This is a genomic window from Aeromonas sp. 25-AL00135, assembly GCF_054052385.1.
The window spans coordinates 138594-158061 of record NZ_JBSTYQ010000002.1 but is presented as its reverse complement, the minus strand read 5'-3'; the positions used below and the strand labels follow the sequence as shown (position 1 = coordinate 158061).

The following is a 19468-nucleotide window of genomic DNA, read 5'->3' as shown; positions in this document are numbered from 1 at the left end:
AACAACAAGGGAGCCCATGGCTCCCTTGTTGTTTCTGCAATGCACGCCAGTGCGCATCTCAACCGGCCCGGCGCCAGCGGTAGCGCCGCTCCGGCCGCCCCCGCTGACCATAGTTGAGATCCACATCCACCCGATCTTCCGACTCCAGATACTCCAGATAGCGGCGCGCCGTGGTGCGGCTGAGGGAGAGTCGCAGCGCCACCGTGTCGGTGGAGAAGACGTTCTCCGGCTCGCCCGCCAGCAGATCCAGCACCTGACGCAGGGTGATGCTGTCGATCCCCTTGGGAGTGACACGCATCTCCTTGATCTGGGAGCGCCCCCCCTTGCCCAGCAGCTTGTCGAGATCTTCCTGCTCCAGCCGACCCCGCTCGCAGAGGCGGCTGTGCAGTTGCAGGATCTCATCCAGACTCTGCTGGATGCGAAACAGCCGCAATGGTTTGATGACGTAGTCATGAACCCCCAGGTTGAGGGCCTGCTGTATGGTCTCCACATCCCGCGAGGCAGTCACCATGATGACATAGGCTTCGCGGTTGTGGCTGCGCAGGCGGCTCACCCACTCAAGGCCGGAGCCATCGGGCAGGGAGACATCCACCAGCAGCAGTTGGGGCACCACACCGGCCATCATGGCATCGGCCTGGGCCAGGGTGCCGGCCCGCCCCAGCAGGGAGAAACCGGGTGTCGCCGCCACCAGTTCTGACAAGATGGCACCGATCCGATCGTCATCTTCAATAACAAGCGTGATTATTGGGTCCATGGCTCACATTAATTGGTTTTTATTCAAGTAGATACCAAACAGGGTGGTCTGCTCGGCGGTTCGCCGCCATTCTATCACACCCTCGTGCCGACCCACGGTCTCCTTGACCAGGAACAGACCCACCCCGTGATCGCCGCTCTGGCGACTCACTCCGTAATCGAACAGATGATCGGCCAGCTCCTCGTCGACCCCCTCGCCGCTATCCTCCACCTCGATCACCAGTCGCCGCCCCACATCGCACAGGGAGAGCAGCACCCGCGGCGGCCGCTGCTGGCGGTTGCGCCAGGCCGCCTGCAGGCCGTTGTCCAGCAGGTTGCCAATGAGGGTAATGAGATCGGCCGAGACCGAGGCCGGATACTCCGCCAGCGCCGAATCGGGATCGAGCTCCAGGGTCACCCCCAGCTCGCGGGCCCGGCTGAACTTGCCGAGAATAAGCCCCGCCACCGGCTTGTTGTCGATCAGCCGCAGCAGCTCCTGCAGCATGGTCTGGCACGCTTCGTTCTCCTGCTGGATCAGCTCCACCGCCTGATCCACATGGCCCAGCTGCAACAGGCCGGAGAGGCTGCTCAGCTTGTTGGCGAACTCGTGGCTCTGCATCCGCAGCATCTCGGCATACTGGCGCAGGTGGGTCACCTGCACCCCCAGACTGGCGGCCACCTCCGGACGGCTGAAGATCAGCAACCGCCCCGGCGCCTTGCCCTGCACCGCCTGCCAGCGACCGACAAAGGACTCCCCCTGAATGGTGAAGCTCACTTCCCCACCCTCCTGCTCCAGACAGGGGGCAAGGGGCGGCACCAGCTCCGCCAGCGACTGCCCCTGCAGGGCGTGGCGCCCGGTGACCGGCAGCCGCAGCTGATAGCTGGCGGTGCTGTTGATCATGTTGATGTTGCCGCGGCCATCGAGGGCGATGACCCCTTCGGTGATGTGCTCAAGCACCAGATCCTGCAGGGTGAAGCGGCGCACGATCGCCTCCGGCTCCAGATCGAGCAGGGTCTTGCGCAGCAAATATTGCACCCAGAGTGCCAGCAGCAGGCCGCATCCCAGCACCGCCACGATGGCGCAGATGAGCAGGGCCACCCGCTCCATGTAGATGCCCTCCACCTGCTGCATCAGGTAGCCCACCACCACGGCCCCCATGACGCGCCCATCCCCGCCAACCACCGGGGAGAAGCAGCGGATCGCCGGCCCCATGGTGCCCCGATCCTTGGAGCAATAACTTCGCCGCTCCTGCAGCGCGGGCCAGATATCCTCGCCGCGGAACTTCTGCCCCACCAGATCGGGGTTGGGGTGGCTGAGGCGGCGACCATGCTCGTCGGTCACCACCATATAGGTGGCATCGGTGCGGTTGCAGACCGCCTCCACATAGTCGCGCAGGGTAGGATCACTCCCCTGACGCAGAGCCTCGACCACCCGGGTGTCCGCCGCCATCACCCGTGCCAGATCGCTCCCCTTATCCTGCAGATTGCTCTCCAGCAGATGACGGATAAAGAGGGCCAGCAGGCTGCCCAGAATGAGGATCAGCAGCAGGGAGAGCCCGAGAGAGAGGGTGACCAACTGGTGGCGAAGTTTCATGCACATACCTTAAAACGTCAGGACGCTGCCCAATAGTGCGGATGCCACCAGGTCTGGTCAATCAAAGGTGCCGGATCGCCGACAAAATCGGCCAATCCTTCCTCGCGGGCACAGAGCGCCACCGCTCTGGCGACGGCGCGGGCCACCTCTCCCACCTGCTCGATGGGGGGCAACAGCCGGCCCGCCACCAGCGGATAGGCGCCGACAGCCCGCACCGCGGCCAGCAACATGCCATCGCTGATGCGGCGCGCCTTGACCGCGCAGGCCCCGAGACCAATCCCCGGAAAGACATAGACATTGTTGCACTGGGAGACTACCCGCAGCTCCCCGGCCACCGTTACCGGCGCAAAGGGGCTGCCGGTGGCCAGCAGAGCGCGGCCATCTGTGGCGGCCCACACCTGCTCGGGGGTAGCCTCGGCACTGCGGGTCGGGTTGGAGAGCGGCAGGATCACCGGCTGATCGCACACCTCCCCCATCGCCTGCAGCACCTCGCCAGTAAAGAGGCCGCCCTGACCGCTCACGCCAATCAAGACCGCCGGGCGCACCTGCCGGATGGTCTCCAGCAGCGAACTGTTCCCCTCCTCCACGGCGCGGGCAAACGGCTGTTGGGCGCGAGTCAAGTTGGGACGATCGGCGCAGACCACCCCGTCCTGATCAAACAGCCAGACGCCGTCGTGACTCCCCGCCAGCTGGGCCAGCATGGCGGCGATGCCGCAGCCGGCAGAACCCGCCCCGACGATCAGCACCGGGGCATCACTGAGGGTGGTCCCCGCCTGTTGCAACCCGGCCAGCACGCAGGCGGAGGCGACCGCCGCCGTGCCCTGAATATCGTCGTTGAACATGCAGAGCTCGTCGCGATAACGGGTCAGCAAGTTGGCGGCGTGCTTGCCTGCAAAGTCTTCAAACTGCAGCACCACCTGCGGCCAGCGCTTGCGAATGGCGGCGACCACCTTGTCCATGAAGTGGTAGTAGCTCTCGCCGTCAATGCGCGGGGATTGCCAGCCGAGGTAGGAGTCATCCTCCAGCAGCTCGGGATTGTTGGTGCCCACATCGACGCAGAGCGGCAAGGTCCGTGCAGGGTTGATACCACCAGCGGCGGAGTAGAGCGCCAGCTTGCCGATACAGATCCCCATGCCGCCGATACCGAGATCGCCGAGCCCCAGCACCCGCTCGCCATCGGAGATGACGATCACATCCACCTCCTGTTCCACCGACTCGAGGATGTCGTCAAGATCGTCCCTGTCGTGCCAGGAGAGATAGAGCCCGCGGCTGCGCAAATAGAGGTCACTGTGGCGCTGGCACGCCTCCCCCACCACCGGGGTGTAGATGATTGGCAGCAGCTCCGGCAGGTGGTGGCGCACCAGATCGTAGAACAGCACCGGGTTGTCCTCCTGCAGCTGGCGCAGCAGCAGATGCTGGTCAAACGGACTCTGCATGGCGCTGACCAACCGGTAGATCCGGCGCCGCTGCTGGGAGAGGGACTCCTCCTTGTGGGGCATGCGACCCCGCACCCCCTGACGCTTGCGTTCTGCATAGGGCAGGCTGGTGCCCATCATGATGTCGTTCATCTTGTTTGTTCCTCAATCCGGTATCAGGCGAGCAGGGAGATAAGAGCGGTGGCCAAAATCAGCATCACGGCGCCGCCAAGGCGAGAGGAGATCTGGGCAAAGGGCATCAGCTTCATCCGCTGGGCCGCCGAGAGCACGGCTACGTCGCCGGTGCCCCCCATGTTGGCCATGCAGAGCCCGCCGGTGATGGCCGCCTCGATGGGATAGAAGCCGATCATCCGGCCCACCAGCGCCGCGCCGAGGGCGCCACCGATCACGGTGACCATGACCAGCACGAAGTAGCTGATGGAGAAGGCGCTGATCAGTTCCGGAATACTGGTGTAGGCGACACCGATCCCCACCAGCAGCGAGGGGGTCAGGTTGCTCACCACAAACTGATACCAGTCGGCCGCCGCCTGCTCATAACGGCGCGGCAGCAGGCCGCTCACCTTGATAAAGGCGACCGCCAAAATCATCAGGGCAAAGGGGTGCATCGGGATAAAGTTGCCAAGCAGGGAGCCCAGCACAAACATGCTGGAGCTGATGAAAAGGCCCATACCCAGACTCTGAAGGGTCGGCGCTTCGGCCTGCTCGTCAGCAATGCTCTGGCTACTTTCCTTGATCATCAGCTTGCCGTTACCGGTCAGGGAGGGGTAACGACGACCGAGCCGCGCCAGCAGGGAGCCCACCAGAATGGCCAGGGTATTGGCGATCACCACCGCCGGCACCATGCGCGACAAGAGATCCGCACTGGACATCTGCATCGGGCCGGAGAGGATCTCCACCAGAGGCACAGCCCCCGCCCCCATGCCACCACCCATGATGGGCAGGCCGATCAGAAGCACCGCATTCTTGAAGCCATACCCCATCAGGGAGCCGACCAGCCCCACGCTCAGCAGTGCCAGCGCGACGCCGCCAAGAATGACCGGCAGATAGCGCATGGCGGCATTTTTCAGCAAAGCGCCGCTCATACCGAACACCGAACCGGTCACCAGACTGGCGATAAAGAAGTTGAGAAAGCCCCCCTCCTTCATGAAGTTGGTGATGACCTGCCCCGCCTGCACCGGCAGCAGCTGATATTCGAACAGGGCGGCGCCGCCAAAGATGGCGAGGATGGTGCCGCCCCCAAGATATTCACGGATTGGCATGATCCGCTCACCCAACTCGGTCAGCAGGGTGCCCAGCACAAACATCAGTGCCAGCGCACCGACCATGCCCAGCGGCAGCGAGCCATTCCAGCCGGAAAAGAGAACACAGGTTGCCAACCCCAGAAATATAAAGAGCGGCATACCGGCAATTTGTTGGCCGCCCATAAAGGCGGCCTTTTCTTGTGTGGTTTGTAGGGAAGAGAGGTTTTTCATTGTTATGTACTCTGCGTGTGATTGTGACCGCTACTTTATTGATCCCCCTCACTCCTGTCGGTTAGCCAGACTGCAAAGCCATATAAAAACATTAAAAACTTAAACATCATGGTGCCGCTAACGTGCGCAGCACAATAGAACACCAGACCATCGATGCCCTGCTCGACCAGGAAATTGGGCGATAAAACGAGCGAGCCCAATGGCGGATATTGGAATGATCAGCAGTAATAACGATGCGATGATCTCTCCCCCTTCGGGGAAATAACAGAGCCAGATGACAAGCTCTGCGACCATTTATCGCCACAGCTCCTGTGAGTGATAATCAGCGGGCAATGTCATCACCATGACGCGAGTGCCACGGCGTGCCACATCAGGGTTTGAGTCGGCGTGCAGGAAGCACGCACGATGAAAAAGGGTGAGAAGAAAGATGCAAAAAGGGGAGATTGAAATAGTGATGAGTCAAGCCAGCGAATACCAGAGCACTGGCTTGAACTCACAAGGATCACACACGGTCAGGTCTATTCTGCCAACAGCAATGGAATATTGGCGGGGTCAAAATCATGACTGATATCGGTACTTCTGATAGCGCCTTCCCGATTCACGCCATGGTGTGACTCTGCACCATATTCCCCATCACTCAACAGCGTTTCAATTGCCAGATACACACATCCACTGTCATATCCATCCACAACCCGTTTCCCCCTTATTTTATAACCCCATCAATATTAGCGGATAAAAAAAGAGCTGCTCGCTGAAGCTGAAAATTTCATGAAAATAACTACCGAATATCCTCCATTCACGGTGCAATATCCGAAGCGCCAAGAGAGCCTCGAGTGGATTAGCCCCGAAAATAATATCAGGGGCTCGAATGCTGCTAACTCACACCAGCGAAAGATCCGACCAGAAACATGATCCGCATCACACTATTTACTTAGCCTGCTAAACAAGTATGATGCTTAGCAGGCTAAGTAGATTGAGGATGAGAAGATGACGGATCTGGAAAGGTTGCGCGAGCTGTCGCTCGCCGAGCAGATAGCGCGGATGCACCGGCTATGGCGTACTGCCGCCGATCTGGAGCTGGCCCCCCTTGGCCTCACCCATCCCCGCTGGACCGCGCTGTGGAAACTCTCCCGCATGGGGAACCATGTCAGCCAGAAGACCCTGGCCGAAGCCCTCGAAATAGAACTGCCATCCCTGATGCGCACCCTGGGCCAGTTGGAAGAGCAGGGACTGATTGAGCGCCACTGCTGCAGTCAGGACAAGCGGGCCCGCATCGTCTGTTTGACCCCGGCTGGCCAGACCCTGCTCGATCAGATCGCCGACCGCATCATGAATATCCGCCGCGAGCTGCTGGGGGGCATCGACGAGCAGACCCTGCAGCTGTTTGAAGCCACGGTGCAGCGGATCTCGGCCAACGCCCTCAGCAAAATTGAACAACACCACGACCGACAAGCCGGAGGCGATACAAGCCCTCCCGAGACCGACACAGAGAGAGAATAAGATGACCCCGGATCAACAATTTACCCGCTGGATCAAATGGTCCATGGCGGGCTTTGCCACCCTGTTTGCCTATTTTCTGATAGCCGACCTGCTGATGCCCCTCACCCCTCAGGCGATGGCGACCCGGGTGGTCACCAAGCTGGCCCCCCAGGTGAGCGGCAAGGTGATCGAGGTTGCCGTTCACAACAACCAGCAGGTCAAGAAAGGAGAGCTGCTGTTCAGGCTGGATCCGGCCCCTTTTGAACTGGCGGTGGAGCAGGTCCGCCTTGCGCTGGCGCAGGCAGAGCAGCAGAACCGTGAACTGGATGCCGCCCTGACCGCCGCCGTTGCCGAGATCAACGCCAAGGAGACCCTAGCCAGCCAGAAGTGGCGCGAGGCTGAGCGGATCGATGCGCTTTACCAACGTCACATGGTTTCGCTGCAACAAAAAGATGAGGCTGACAGCGCCCTGCGCAGCGCCCAGGCCAACCTGCGCGCCAGTCAGGCCAAACTGGCCCAGATCAAGGCCAGTCGTGGCGTGACCGGTGAGGATAATCTGTTGCTGCGCCAGGCCCGCAACCAGCTGGCGCAAGCGCAGCTGGCCCTCTCTTACAGCCAGGTCCACGCGGATCAGGATGGCACCATCACCAACTTGCAGCTCAAGCCGGGCAGTATCGCCAGCGCCGGCAGCCCGCTGCTGGCACTGGTGTCGGAACAGGTGGACGTCATTGCCGATTTTCGGGAGAAGAGCCTGCGCCATGTTGGCGAGCAAACCCGCGCACTGGTCGCCTTCGATGGCGAGCCGGGTCAGCTCTATCCTGCTCGGGTAAGCAGTCTGGATGCCGGAGTGAGCGCCGGTCAGTTTGATGCCAATGGTCGACTGGCCGCGCCGGTGGAGTCTGATCGCTGGGTACGGGATGCCCAGCGGATGCGGCTGCACCTCGAGCTGGACCAGATCCCCGATCATCTGCCAGCCGGGGCGCGGGCCACGGTACAACTGCTGCCGGACAATGCCCTGACCGCCATGCTGGCACGAGGCCAGATCCACCTGCTCAGCCTGCTCCATTATGTCTACTAACCACGCCACTCACCCGTCGGTCAATACTGCCCCAGCACACCCCGCCGGTGGTGCTGCCACTCACCTCTGGTATCGGCCCCTCACCGGCAACGAGCTGCGCCAGTGCCTGCGCATCGCCTTTGGCTGCACCACGGGCTTTCTGCTCTGCAAGCTGTTTGGCTGGAATTACGGGGTCTTCTATACGGTCACACCGGTGCTGCTGCTGGGGATGGTGCCGGTGATGAATGGCCATGCCGCGCGCCAGCTGATCGCGGCAGCGGTGGTCTGTGGAGTGGAGGTCGGGCTGCTGGGGGGGCTGTTTGGCAGCCATCCGGCGCTGATGACCCCTATCGCCTTTCTGCTGTTTCTCTACCGTTTCGCCGCCATGTCGCGGGGCAGCCTGTTTCTGTTCGGGGCCAACGGGATGCTGAGCCTCAGCATCATGCTGCACTTTGCCAGCTATCCGCAGACCGACCTCAACGACCTGATCCTCAACAATATCTGGGCGAGCGTGCTGTCGGTGCTGATCGCCTACCTGATGACCATGCTGATCCCGGATGTGGAGGCCAGACCCAAGCCCGCCTCGGCCCCCAAGGCGCCGCACCGGATGCGCCATGAAGCTCTGCTGGGTGCCACTGTGGCCACCCTGTCGTTTCTGGTATTTCAGGTGTTTGACCTGCGCGACTCCATGTCTGCCCAGGCCACAACCCTGCTGGTGCTGTTCCCCATGCACTGGAACGGTGCACTGAGTTATGCCCGCAAACGGGCGATGGGCACCTTGCTGGGTGTCACCTTCGGCTTGCTCGGCCAGCTGCTGCTCTATGACTGGTCAGGGCAACTGCTGCTTGTCGCCCCGTTACTGTGGCTCGGCGCCATGCTGTTCAGCCATGCCCACGTCAAGGAGGCAGGCGGCTCCGGGGTCGGCTTTGGCGCCCTCACCACCCTCGGCATCCTGTTTGGCCAGTACCTCACCCCGGGCAACGATCTGGTATTCAGCGCCCTCTACAGGGTGAGCAGCATACTGTTTGCCATCGTGGTCACCCTGCTGGCCTGCTACCTCGTCCATCGGCTGCTCAATCGCTTCGAGGCGACCCGCTTCGGTTATTGATTTCCTGTTGTAAGCACTGTTGTCAGCCCATGGATGAGCTCTCTTTCGCCCCGTCGCCTGCCGGGGCTTTTTTTCTCTCGCTCGTTGACTTCCCTCACCAATGCTCCTGCCACTACAAGTCAGCGCAGAAGTGTGGCTATGCTTGTAAGGCTGCTGTCGATGAGGTGCACACTTATGGTTCCGTTGTTAAAAAAATGGCTGGTTTGTCTGATGCTGTTGGCTACCAGCCCGCTCGGGGCCACCCCGCTTGTCATTGGTGCCGAAGATGACTGGGCCCCCTACTGCGAGCGCGACAAGGACAATGAGGATGACCAGCCCCGCGGACTGGCGCCTGAGCTGGTCAAGGCGGTGTTCGCCGCCGAAGGGATCGAGATTGTCTTTCGTACCCTCCCCTTCGCCCGCTGCATGCACGATGCGAAAAGCGGCAAACTTGCGGGGTGCTTCAACGCTACCATCACCGAAGAGAACCGCTACCAGTACCACTGGCACGATACCCCCATGTTCGAGGAGGATCTTGCCATCTTCGCCCTTGCCAGCGACCCGCAACGGGATCTCAAGCTCACCTCGCTAGAAGGCAAGCGGGTGGGCATCACCCTGGGTTACACCTACCCCACCGATTTTATGGAGAACCCCAGGATCACCCGCTTTCAGGCCAAATCCGATGCCCAGATCCTCGAGATGCTGGTACGCGGCCGGGTCGACTACATCCTGATGAACGGCATGCCGGGCTATCTCAAGATCCAGCAGAAGCAGCTGACCGGCAAGGTGGTCAAGGTTGGCAAACTCTCCACCGATGGCTTCTGGCTCGCCTTCTCCCGCCACCACCCGCAAGGGGAAGCGCTGGCCAAACAGTTCGAGCAGGGGCTGCAGAAGATCAAAAACAACGGCATCTATGAGACGCTGATCCGCCAGTTTGAAACCAGACTTGGCCTCTACTGATTGGCGATACCTTCCTGATTGCGTCCCCCTCATACTCGCGCGGTATGCCGGACAGCCAGCGACGCACCGAATGGCCGTGCGGATTGCACAATAACGGCAACCTGTTAGGCTCACGCCCGTATGACACCAATGGAGCTGTAATCATGAATAAGGCACATATGATGGCCGCTGGTGCGCTGGCCCTCGGCCTGCTCGCTGGCTGCAATCAGGGCAATACCCTCTCAGTCACCGGTGGCGAACCGGTCAGTTACCAGTGCGAGCAGGGCAAGAAGGTGCAGGTGCGCTACTTCTCCCTCTCCGACGAGAGCCTCAACTTTATCAAGCTGTCACTGCCGGACGGCAAGGATTACACCCTGCCCCAAGCCATTTCGGCCTCCGGCGCCCGCTATACGGACGAACATGAGGCCGTTTGGTGGAACAAGGGGGATGAGGGCTTTGTCGAGCTTCGGGATCAGGATGGCGAGTGGCAGACCGCCTACAACGACTGCAAACAGCAATAAACGTGACCCCGGCCTGGCCGGGGTCTCTCTTTCTCTGGCATCCGAGTGATGAGGGATCAGTTGATCTCGATCTCGAAGCGGTTGGTCACCTCGACCGGTATGGCATCCGGGTTGCCCTCTGCCGGGCTGTAGCGGATCCGCGAGAGGGTCGCCAGCGCGCTCTGTTCCAGTTCGCCGGGGGGCTCGGCCGCCACCACTTCCGGCTTGACCGGCGTGCCGCTGGCGTCAATTTGATAGCGAACTTCCACATACCCCTTGACCGGTTTGGCCGGCAGGGCGGGCTCGTCATTGCCAAGCCATGACCACTGCTTCTCCTGAACCCAGTAGCTGGACAACTGCTCGAGAGGGATAGCGATCGGAGCGCGCTCTTGCGCTACCTCCTGACGGGATGAGCACCCCAGCAACAGTGTCACTGCCAGACCTGACCATACTGCGACTTTCCACTTCATGTAACGCTCCTTGTTCTCTGCCGGTGCTTGTTGCCGGACTGCAGGGCGCTCAACGCGGCCCGCTTGGTCAGTCACCCATCCTAACGAAAAAGTATTCGTATGAACATGAACAAAAGGGCCAACCCCGAGAGGTTGGCCCTTTTATCGTCAATAAGCTCACTAACCAGCCGAAGGTATCAGCCGCGCTTGTCGCTCACCACCAGCCAGAGCGCATGGACCATGCCCGGCAGACCGCCCATCAGGGTCAGCACTATGTTGATTAAAAAGTGCAGGCTAAAGCCCACCTGGATAAACGCGCACACCGGGGGCAGGAAAATGGCCAGCAGGATCTTGAGCAGATTGTTCATCTCGGCTCTCCTTTTCAAAAATGTCGTCAGGATTGGAATGGGCTAACCATAAACATCCCGGACTTCAACTGCAAACCAGACAGGGAATTCGCTCACCCGCATCACGCCAGGCATTGAGATCGTGGATCTGCTGATTGCTGCTGCCACGCCATAGCAGGCCCGGGTCTGCCAACGCCTTTTCAAACTTGCCATCCACCAGCACATCCAGCAAAGCCACCAGCTCGCGCTGGGCCTCTGACAGTTCGCCGAGCAGATAGCCGGTCCAGCACCAGATATCCTTGCCCGGACACTCGGCGCGTACCCGTTTCACCAGTGCCAGCACGTGGGGCACGTTGGCCGGGTGGAGCGGATCGCCGCCGGAGAGCGACAGACCTCGCCGTTTGATGCGGCTGTCGTTGAGATCCGCAATGATGCGATCGCTCATCGCCTCATCGAACGGCTGGCCGCCATCGAGCCGCCAGGTGCTCTGGTTGTAGCAACCCGGGCACTGGTGCTCACAACCGGAGACAAACAGGGTGGCACGGGTGCCGGGGCCGTTGATCACATCGACCGGGTAGTATTGGTGGTATTTCATAGATATATCCATTTATTGGGATATTCTTTTTATATTTATTTCTTTTTCAATTCTATCTCCAGCAGTTTTTATACTGTGGTCTATAGCATATTTATCGTTGATAAAATATGCGAACTGAATAATAGTAAACACTATAGCTGCAAATCCTAATATTTTAGCCGCTGTACTATCTAAAACAAAATTAATCCTACGTATAAACCTATTGTTTTTCGTATTCAACTTGTTAGCTAAGGAAAGTGCTAAGGCATGATTAAACCAATACACTTTCTGCATTGTTGAATTGTGTAACTTTATATACTCTTTGCTTTCAAAAGCAGCCACTTCCTCAGCACCAGTCAATAAATCTTTATGATTTCCGTCATTGAGTTCCATAAGTTTCTTCATTCTTGGATGCTCAACACACCTATCACCATAAAGCGCTGATATTAAGGAGGATAAGTTTATTTTCTTGGAATCTGGAATCTTTGAAGGGTTTATTCCAGATAAGACTTTATATCTATGATAGAGAGTTTCAAAACCATAGTTTATATTACTCATATTCCAATGGACCCAAATCGCATCAGGAATAGAAGATACAAACTTAAAAAAATAACAAAGCATCTTCTCCTCAAGGAGATCATAATGCTCATGAATATTTTCTCTTTTTATTTTTTCTATCTCTGCAATCAAATGTATAGAAAAGCTATGCATAGTCGAGCTGTCTCGGTGCAATACAGCTATTGATGTAATCCTTGGAGAATAATTCTCATTGTTATCTCCAAGGTTTTGGCAGGAGTAATGAATAATATGAACATTTTGTGAGTTTTCTTTTAAATACTTCACTTTGATTTGAGCGTTCAAATTTTACTCCTGCACACATCTATCAACTATGAACAATAGCGAACCTAGTCACATATGTTTGACGCGGCGCTTCACCTCTTCCTGCTTGCCCGCATTGAAGGGGCGCGCATCCGGGCTGCCGAGGTAGCCGCAGACACGGCGGGTCACCGACACCTTGGCCGGGTCGTGGTTGCCGCAGCGCGGGCAGGTAAAGCCCTTGGAGGTACACTCGAACTCGCCGGTAAAGCCGCAGTCGTAGCACTCGTCGATGGGGGTGTTGGTACCGTAGTAGGGCACCTTGTCATAGCTGTAGTCCCAGACGTTTTCGAGTGCTTCCAGATTGTGCTGGATGTTGGGGTACTCGCCGTAGCAGATGAAGCCACCGCTGGCGATGGGCGGATAGGGCGCCTCGAAGTCCAGTTTGTCGTACGGGTTGACCTGTTTCTCCACATCGAGGTGGAAGCTATTGGTGTAGTAACCCTTCTCCGTCACACCGGATACCACGCCAAACTCTTTGGCATCGATGCGGCAGAAACGGGTGCAGAGGTTCTCGCTCGGGGTGGAGTAGAGGCTGAAGCCGTAGCCAGTCTCCTCCTTCCACTCGTCGATGGCCGCCTTGAGGCGGGCAATGATGGCGATGGCCTTCTGTTGCAGCTCGGCGCTGTCAAACAGGTGAACCTTGTCACCAAACAGGGCGTTGATGGTCTCGTGAACCCCGATATAACCGAGGGAAATGGAGGCGCGGCCGTTCTTGAAGATCTCGCTGACGTTGTCGTCCGCCTTCAGCCGCACGCCGCAAGCCCCTTCCATATAGAGGATCGGTGCAACCCGTGCTTTCACCCCGTCCAGACGGGTGATGCGGTACATCAACGCCTTCTTGGCGACCCGCAGGGAGGCATCCAGACGCTCCCAGAAGTCCGCTTCGTCACGGGATTTCAGGGCGATGCGCGGCAGGTTGAGGCTCACCACCCCTAGGTTGTTGCGACCTTCGTGGATCAGCTCGCCATTCTCCTCGTAGGCACCGAGGAAGGATCGGCAACCCATGGGGGTCTTGAAGGAGCCGGTCACTTTCACGACCTGGTCGTAGTTGAGGATATCCGGATACATCCGCTTGGAGGCACACTCCAGCGCCAGCTGCTTGATGTCGTAGTTGGGATCGCCCTGCTTGTGGTTGAGGCCATCCTTGATGGCAAACACCAGTTTCGGGAACACGGCGGTCTTCTTGTTCTTGCCAAGGCCAGCGATGCGGTTGCTTAGGATGGCGCGCTGGATCATTCGCGACTCCCAGCTGTCCCCCAGACCAAAGCCGAAGGTGACAAACGGCGTCTGACCGTTGGCGGTGTGCAGGGTGTTGACTTCGTACTCCAGTGACTGGAAGGCGTCGTAGCACTCTTTCTCGGTGCGGGCCATGGCGTAGGCTTCCACATCGGCAATGCCCCACTCTTCAGCCACTTCACGGTGTTTCTGCCAGCTGATGGTCACATAGGGGGCCAGCACTTCGTCGATGCGGTTGATGGTGGTGCCGCCATAGATGTGGCTCGCCACCTGGGCGATGATCTGGGCGGTCACGGCCGTGGCGGTGCTGATGGATTTCGGGGTATCGATCTCCGCATTGCCCATCTTGAAGCCGTGGGTCAGCATCCCTTTCAGATCGATCAACATGCAGTTGAACATCGGGAAGAAAGGTGAGTAATCGAGATCGTGGAAGTGCAGATCACCGCTCTCGTGGGCCTGAACCACGTCACGGGGCAGCATGTGGCTGGTGGCATAGTGCTTGGCGACGATACCGGCCAGCAGGTCACGCTGGGTCGGGATCACCTTGGAGTCTTTGTTGGCGTTCTCGTTGAGCAGGGCGGCGTTGGTCTGCTCGACCAGACCGCGGATCTCCTGCGCCAGACGGCCGCGCGCCTCGCGGGCCTGATCCCTGTCGTGGCGATATTCGATATAGGCACGGGCGATGGCCTTGTCGTCGGAAGCCATCAGGTGGTTTTCGACCCGGTTCTGGATCTCGTGGATATCCACTTCACCACGCCCTTCCAGCTCCTGACTCACTGCATTGGCAATGCGGGAGGCGAGTGCCGGATTGGCCTGATTGACCGCTTCCGCCGCTCGGCTGACCGCCTCTGCAATCAGCTGGGCATTGAATGGTGCGCGACATCCGTCACGTTTGATCACAACCGGTTTCATGAATTTTCCCCGTTAAAAGGCCAGGCATTTGCCTCTGGCTCACCCTTGTTGGGCCCCCCTCCCGGCATCTCGTCCTGGACGCAAATAAATTCAGCCGAGGCTTGACAAGCCTGGGCTGAAGATAGGAGAGGAACAGCTTATACACAGCTTAATAACACAACATATAGGGATTAAAAACGAATGCGTCCCTATATGTGGTGTCTATTAGGCACCAAAGCGAAGCCTCATTTCTTGATCCAGAACAGGTTTTTCAGCGAGCGGGACAGTTCACGACCAACCCAAAAGAGCCCCATTCAAATCCAACCTCAAGCTGGGTGCGGGCTGGCGTCCGATCTATCAACCCGAAAAAAATCGCCCCCCCGCAGCACCGGTTTCGAGATGACAGCACCAACCAAAACCGCCCATACTGAACAAGAACTCTCTCCCCTCGACAAGGGACAACCCATGCGCACCTCCCTGCTGTTGCTACTGCTATCCACCCTCTCTCTGCCGCTCTGGGCCGCCAACATTCTGGTGATCAGCAGCTACCATCCCGAATACCTGTGGGACCAAAGCTACAACAAAGGGCTGCTCGATGGCTTGCAGGGGGAGCACAAGATCACCCACTTCTATATGGACACCAAACGCCATCCACGGGAGAAGTTCGACGAAATAGCCCAGCAAGCCATCGCCTTTTATCTGAAGAGCAAACCGGATCTGGTAGTACTGGGGGATGACAACGCCATCAACTATCTGGCCAACGAGATAGCCTCGCTGGGTACCCCGGTGGTATTTCTTGGCATGAACGAGAATCCGCGCCTCAAGGGCTTTGTCGGCCACCCCAAGATCACCGGCGTGCTGGAGCGCCCCCTGCTCAAGCGCAACATCAGCGAAATAAGCCAGATGATGGGGGGGCTCGACAAGGCGCTGGTGCTGTTTGATTCCAGCAATGTGGCCCTCACTGCCATTGAGGATGAATTCAAGACCCAGACCGAGCTGCGGGTCGGCCAGACCAGGATCAACAGCCAGCTGATGGGGGATTACAGCCTCTGGCAGGAGGCAGTGCTCAACGCCAAGAAGAACGGCTATCAGGCGATCTTCCTCGGCCTCTACCACACGCTGGTCGATGACAATGGCAAGCATGTGAGCGAAAAGACGGTGCTGGAGTGGACCAGCGCCAACACGCCGGTGCCGCTCTTCTGTTTCTGGGAGTTTACCGTCGGCAAGGGGATGGCCATCGGCGGGCTGGTGCTGGACGGCCACGATCAGGGGATACAGGCAGCCAGCCTCATCAATACCATTCTAGCGGGCACCCTGCCCCGTACCATCTCCCCGCGAGCGGCCTTACGCGGCGAATATGTCTTCAGCAAGAGCGAGCTGGCCCGCTGGCAGCTCACAGTGCCCGACAAATGGCGTCACAAGATCCTCTGGCGTGAGTAACCGCCGAGACAAAAAAGAGAACCCGGCCATGCCGGGTTCTCTTTTATCAGGAGCTGCGGTTAGGATTGGTGAGGGCTATCAGCCCTGCAACGCCTGTTGCAGCTCCTCTTCGGTCCAGATGGTGATACCCAGCTCTTGTGCTTTGGTCAGCTTGGAACCGGCCGCTTCCCCCGCGACCAGCACATCGGTCTTGGCAGATACCGAACCTGCCACCTTGGCCCCCAGCGCCTGCAATGCCGCCTTGGCGTCGTTGCGCGACAAGGTGGTCAGGGTGCCGGTCAGCACGAAGGTCTTGCCGGCAAAGGGTTGCTCCGCGGCCTCTTTCTTCTCGATGGCCGGCCAGTGGATGCCGGCAGCCAGCAGAGCCTCCAACACCTCCACGTTGTGGGGCTGACGCAAGAAGTAGTAGACATGCTTGGCCACCACATCGCCCACATCTGCCACTTCGAGCAGCTGCTCCACCGAGGCAGCGCGCAGGGCATCCAGGGTGAGGAAGTGGTTGGCAAGATTGAGCGCAGTCGCCTCCCCCACTTCGCGGATCCCCAAGGCAAACAGGAAACGCGGCAAGGTGGTACTGCGCGCAGCATCGATGGCGGCTACCAGATTGAGGGCGGATTTTTGCCCCATCCGCTCAAGACCTGCCAGCTGGATGGCATTGAGGCTGAACAGATCAGCGGGAGTCTTCACCAGCCCCTTGTCTACCAACTGCTCGACAATCTTGTCGCCAAGGCCGTCCACATCCATGGCGCGACGGGCGGCGAAGTGCTTGATCGCCTCCTTGCGCTGCGCCTCGCAGAACAGGCCACCGGAGCAGCGGGCAACCGCTTCCCCTTCCAACCGCTCCACCGCAGAGCCACAGACCGGACACTCGGTCGGGAAGAGAATTTCGCGCGCATCAACAGGGCGCTGCGCCTCCACCACGGCGACGATCTGCGGGATCACATCCCCTGCCCGGCGCACGATCACGGTATCGCCAATCATCACGCCGAGGCGCTCGATCTCGTCAGCATTGTGCAAGGTGGCGTTGGAAACGGTGACGCCGCCGACAAACACAGGTTTAAGCTTGGCCACCGGGGTCACGGCGCCGGTGCGGCCGACCTGAAACTCGACGTTCTCAAGCTCTGTCATCTCTTCTTGCGCCGGGAACTTGTGGGCGGTCGCCCAGCGCGGGGCGCGGGCCACAAAGCCGAGCTCCTCTTGCAGAGCGATAGCATCCACCTTGTAGACCACGCCGTCGATCTCGTAAGGGAGCTCGCCACGGCGAGCCAGAATGTCGTCGTGGAACGCCTGACAGCCGGCTGCCCCCTCTTTGAGCTTCACCTCGGGACTAAGCGGCAAGCCCCACTCCTTGAGCTGGGTGAGACGGCCAAAGTGGGAGTCGCCCAGTTGCTCACCCCCCACCCCCACACCATAGGCGTAAAAGCTCAGGGGACGGCAGGCGGTGATGCGTGAATCAAGCTGACGCAGGCTGCCGGCGGCGGCGTTGCGCGGGTTGACGAACACCTTCTCGCCCGCTGCCAGCGCCTTGGCGTTCATCGCCTCAAAACCGGCCTTGGGCATAAAGACTTCGCCACGCACCTCGAGCCGCTCTGGCCAGCCAGTGCCGCGCAGCGCGAGCGGAATGGCCTTGATGGTGCGCACGTTCTCGGTGATCTCCTCACCAGTGGCGCCATCGCCCCGGGTGGCCGCCTGCACCAGCTGACCATTAACATAGAGCAGGCTCACCGCCAGACCGTCGAGCTTGGGCTCGCAGCAGAAGGTGAAACGCACGTCACGCTTGAGGCGATCGCTCATGCGCTGTTCGAACGCCTGCAACTCTTCGCTGCTAAAGACGTTATCCAGACTGAGCATGGGGATCTCGTGACGTACCTGTTTGAAGGCGGTCAGCGGCTGACCGCCGACCCGCACGCTGGGTGACGCCGGTGTTTTCAGCTCGGGATTCTCGGCCTCCAGCGCAATCAGCTCGCGCATCAGACGGTCGTATTCAGCGTCGGGTACGGTCGGATTATCCAGCACATAGTACTGGTGACCATATTCGGTAAGCAGTTCACACAATTGACGGTGGCGGGAGAGGGTGTCGCTCATGAAAAAGTCTCGAAGTGTGATTGAACATCCGGCCGGGGTAGAAACAAAAATGCGGTACCAGGGTACCGCACTTTTTCTTCACTCGACCCGCATGGCGTATTAGTCGCGACTGGCCTCGTAGGCAGCCAGCTCGTGACGGTAACGGGCAATTGTCTCGTCGCTCAGCGGGCTGCGATCCATATCTGTCAGCATGGCATCGAGATCGCTGGCCAACTGATCGGCAGCCTGCAGCATATCCTCGAAGGCAAACGCGGCATTGCTGCGCAGCGGCAGTTGCATGAACAGGGAGACACCCGGTGTGGTGAACTGCTCCATCCGGTACGGGTTAAAGGTACCCGGCTTGACCATGTTGATCATGGAGAAGAGCACTTCACCCTTACCGTTGGGATCTTCGTGACGGTGGAAAATATCCATCTCGCCAAACTTGAAGCCCAGCGCCATCAGGGATGAGAGCAGGGTCGCACCTTGCAAGTCGTGACCAGGACGGCCCATCAGGTTGATGACATAGACATCCTGCCAGATCTTCTCGACCGGCTGGGGCGCCATGCGCGGCTCTTCAACCACAGGTGCAGGTGCCACATAGGCCGGCTCTTCATAAACAGGCTCGGGAGCCACATGACGGGGCTGCGGCTGATATTCCGGCTCGGGAGCACGCACCGGTTCTGCACGCACGGTGTCGGCGGTACGGACTGTCTCTGCACGGGCACCAAAAGTCGGGGCGGTCGCATAGGCGGGCTCGACCAGCGGCTCGTCGTCCAGCGACTGCATCATGGGCTCGCGCTGGGGACGGGAACGGTAGACCGGGGTACGACGATTGACCTGAGCAGGTTTGCGCACCGGCGCGGCAGGCGCCTCGTCGATCTCCTCGGGCAGCGGTTCGTCGAATGTTTCCTCTTCATAGACAGGAGGCGGCGGAACCGGGCGGGCAGCAGGCTTGCGCACTACGGGCGGCGGCAGATCGTCCTCGTCATCTTCATCATCAAAGGCGGGGACGGCAGGGCGACGACCGAGTTCCGGCTGGCGGCTCTCTTCACTGCGCAGCTTGGGCTCGGCACGACGGCCACCACTGACCACACGTACCTGGCCGATGCCATCGCTGTCGAAGGCGTCGTTATCACGATCCCGCGACTTGGAGTCCATCCGTCCAATCGGTTTCTCTTTGATCGGTGCCTGACGATTCTTTTTGTTGCTCCACAACCCGTGAATGAGCAATGCCGCAATAGCAATACCGCCCAGGGCAACCAAGATGTAACGCAATTCCTGCATTAGCT

General features: G+C 59.3%; 17 protein-coding genes. 6 read left to right on the top strand and 11 right to left on the bottom strand.

Annotated features, from left to right (window positions below; translation table 11 throughout):
- Window positions 1-58: 58 nt before the first annotated feature.
- From ACW5XC_RS02245 to ACW5XC_RS02230, 4 genes are read right to left on the bottom strand one after another with little or no spacing between them, the layout of a single operon-like run.
- On the bottom strand, window positions 59-754 hold the full coding sequence (locus ACW5XC_RS02245; protein WP_005338420.1) for a response regulator: 696 nt from the start codon (window positions 752-754) through the stop codon (window positions 59-61).
- A gap of 3 nt (window positions 755-757) precedes the next feature.
- Window positions 758-2326: an ATP-binding protein gene (locus ACW5XC_RS02240; protein ID WP_005338422.1), complete on the bottom strand. Its 1569-nt coding sequence runs from the start codon at window positions 2324-2326 to the stop codon at window positions 758-760.
- A 17-nt stretch (window positions 2327-2343) separates the two neighbouring features.
- On the bottom strand, window positions 2344-3894 hold the full coding sequence (locus ACW5XC_RS02235) for an NAD-dependent malic enzyme (RefSeq protein ID WP_042055260.1): 1551 nt from the start codon (window positions 3892-3894) through the stop codon (window positions 2344-2346).
- A 23-nt stretch (window positions 3895-3917) separates the two neighbouring features.
- Window positions 3918-5234, bottom strand: coding sequence for a 2-hydroxycarboxylate transporter family protein (locus ACW5XC_RS02230; protein ID WP_042055258.1), 1317 nt, complete (start codon window positions 5232-5234; stop codon window positions 3918-3920).
- 987 nt (window positions 5235-6221) lie between these two features.
- On the opposite strand from ACW5XC_RS02230, the gene slyA reads away from it, so the two are divergent.
- The 5 genes from slyA to ACW5XC_RS02205 all read left to right on the top strand — a co-directional run bounded on the left by slyA (window position 6222) and on the right by ACW5XC_RS02205 (window position 10317).
- Entirely contained in the window at window positions 6222-6734 is a 513-nt protein-coding gene (gene slyA, locus ACW5XC_RS02225; RefSeq protein WP_042055256.1) for a transcriptional regulator SlyA, read from the top strand.
- 1 nt (window position 6735) lies between these two features.
- Entirely contained in the window at window positions 6736-7791 is a 1056-nt protein-coding gene (locus tag ACW5XC_RS02220) for an HlyD family secretion protein (RefSeq protein ID WP_042055253.1), read from the top strand.
- Complete coding sequence (locus tag ACW5XC_RS02215) at window positions 7781-8878, top strand: DUF2955 domain-containing protein (protein WP_202904102.1); 1098 nt, start codon at window positions 7781-7783, stop codon at window positions 8876-8878. The genes ACW5XC_RS02220 and ACW5XC_RS02215 overlap by 11 nt, the downstream gene beginning before the upstream one ends.
- 174 nt (window positions 8879-9052) lie before the next feature.
- Complete coding sequence (locus tag ACW5XC_RS02210; protein WP_042055251.1) at window positions 9053-9817, top strand: substrate-binding periplasmic protein; 765 nt, start codon at window positions 9053-9055, stop codon at window positions 9815-9817.
- Between the two features lie 143 nt (window positions 9818-9960).
- Window positions 9961-10317: an MliC family protein gene (locus ACW5XC_RS02205; RefSeq protein ID WP_042055249.1), complete on the top strand. Its 357-nt coding sequence runs from the start codon at window positions 9961-9963 to the stop codon at window positions 10315-10317.
- 56 nt (window positions 10318-10373) lie between these two features.
- On the opposite strand, the gene ACW5XC_RS02200 is transcribed toward ACW5XC_RS02205, so the two are convergent.
- The 5 genes from ACW5XC_RS02200 to nrdD form a co-directional block, all read right to left on the bottom strand.
- On the bottom strand, window positions 10374-10766 hold the full coding sequence (locus tag ACW5XC_RS02200) for a TonB family protein (RefSeq protein WP_042055245.1): 393 nt from the start codon (window positions 10764-10766) through the stop codon (window positions 10374-10376).
- 176 nt (window positions 10767-10942) lie between these two features.
- Window positions 10943-11113: a YqaE/Pmp3 family membrane protein gene (locus ACW5XC_RS02195; RefSeq protein ID WP_005338440.1), complete on the bottom strand. Its 171-nt coding sequence runs from the start codon at window positions 11111-11113 to the stop codon at window positions 10943-10945.
- 64 nt (window positions 11114-11177) lie between these two features.
- On the bottom strand, window positions 11178-11687 hold the full coding sequence (gene nrdG / locus ACW5XC_RS02190) for an anaerobic ribonucleoside-triphosphate reductase-activating protein (protein WP_042055243.1): 510 nt from the start codon (window positions 11685-11687) through the stop codon (window positions 11178-11180).
- A 12-nt stretch (window positions 11688-11699) separates the two neighbouring features.
- On the bottom strand, window positions 11700-12527 hold the full coding sequence (locus ACW5XC_RS02185) for a hypothetical protein (protein WP_139732991.1): 828 nt from the start codon (window positions 12525-12527) through the stop codon (window positions 11700-11702).
- 48 nt (window positions 12528-12575) lie between these two features.
- Window positions 12576-14693, bottom strand: a complete 2118-nt coding sequence (gene nrdD, locus ACW5XC_RS02180; protein WP_042055241.1) for an anaerobic ribonucleoside-triphosphate reductase — start codon at window positions 14691-14693, stop codon at window positions 12576-12578.
- 444 nt (window positions 14694-15137) lie between these two features.
- Between nrdD and ACW5XC_RS02175 the strand changes: the two genes are divergently transcribed.
- Window positions 15138-16112, top strand: coding sequence for an ABC transporter substrate-binding protein (locus tag ACW5XC_RS02175; RefSeq protein ID WP_005338444.1), 975 nt, complete (start codon window positions 15138-15140; stop codon window positions 16110-16112).
- A gap of 78 nt (window positions 16113-16190) precedes the next feature.
- Here ACW5XC_RS02175 and ligA read toward each other — a convergent pair whose 3' ends face one another.
- Both ligA and zipA read right to left on the bottom strand, forming a co-directional pair.
- Complete coding sequence (ligA, locus tag ACW5XC_RS02170; RefSeq protein WP_042055238.1) at window positions 16191-18197, bottom strand: NAD-dependent DNA ligase LigA; 2007 nt, start codon at window positions 18195-18197, stop codon at window positions 16191-16193.
- Between the two features lie 99 nt (window positions 18198-18296).
- On the bottom strand, window positions 18297-19463 hold the full coding sequence (gene zipA, locus ACW5XC_RS02165) for a cell division protein ZipA (protein ID WP_021229154.1): 1167 nt from the start codon (window positions 19461-19463) through the stop codon (window positions 18297-18299).
- Window positions 19464-19468: the final 5 nt, after the last annotated feature.

Excerpts from the sequence above, each read along its gene's own strand:
- ACW5XC_RS02240 (WP_005338422.1), bottom strand. The coding sequence starts at position 2,326 with ATGAAACTTCGCCACCAGTTGGTCACCCTCTCTCTCGGGCTCTCCCTG.
- ACW5XC_RS02195 (WP_005338440.1), bottom strand. The coding sequence starts at position 11,113 with ATGAACAATCTGCTCAAGATCCTGCTGGCCATTTTCCTGCCCCCGGTG.
- nrdG (WP_042055243.1), bottom strand. The coding sequence starts at position 11,687 with ATGAAATACCACCAATACTACCCGGTCGATGTGATCAACGGCCCCGGC.
- slyA (WP_042055256.1), top strand. The coding sequence starts at position 6,222 with ATGACGGATCTGGAAAGGTTGCGCGAGCTGTCGCTCGCCGAGCAGATA.
- ACW5XC_RS02215 (WP_202904102.1), top strand. The coding sequence starts at position 7,781 with ATGTCTACTAACCACGCCACTCACCCGTCGGTCAATACTGCCCCAGCA.
- ACW5XC_RS02245 (WP_005338420.1), bottom strand. The coding sequence starts at position 754 with ATGGACCCAATAATCACGCTTGTTATTGAAGATGACGATCGGATCGGT.
- ACW5XC_RS02230 (WP_042055258.1), bottom strand. The coding sequence starts at position 5,234 with ATGAAAAACCTCTCTTCCCTACAAACCACACAAGAAAAGGCCGCCTTT.
- ACW5XC_RS02235 (WP_042055260.1), bottom strand. The coding sequence starts at position 3,894 with ATGAACGACATCATGATGGGCACCAGCCTGCCCTATGCAGAACGCAAG.
- nrdD (WP_042055241.1), bottom strand. The coding sequence starts at position 14,693 with ATGAAACCGGTTGTGATCAAACGTGACGGATGTCGCGCACCATTCAAT.
- zipA (WP_021229154.1), bottom strand. The coding sequence starts at position 19,463 with ATGCAGGAATTGCGTTACATCTTGGTTGCCCTGGGCGGTATTGCTATT.
- ACW5XC_RS02220 (WP_042055253.1), top strand. The coding sequence starts at position 6,736 with ATGACCCCGGATCAACAATTTACCCGCTGGATCAAATGGTCCATGGCG.
- ACW5XC_RS02175 (WP_005338444.1), top strand. The coding sequence starts at position 15,138 with ATGCGCACCTCCCTGCTGTTGCTACTGCTATCCACCCTCTCTCTGCCG.
- ACW5XC_RS02210 (WP_042055251.1), top strand. The coding sequence starts at position 9,053 with ATGGTTCCGTTGTTAAAAAAATGGCTGGTTTGTCTGATGCTGTTGGCT.
- ACW5XC_RS02200 (WP_042055245.1), bottom strand. The coding sequence starts at position 10,766 with ATGAAGTGGAAAGTCGCAGTATGGTCAGGTCTGGCAGTGACACTGTTG.
- ACW5XC_RS02205 (WP_042055249.1), top strand. The coding sequence starts at position 9,961 with ATGAATAAGGCACATATGATGGCCGCTGGTGCGCTGGCCCTCGGCCTG.
- ligA (WP_042055238.1), bottom strand. The coding sequence starts at position 18,197 with ATGAGCGACACCCTCTCCCGCCACCGTCAATTGTGTGAACTGCTTACC.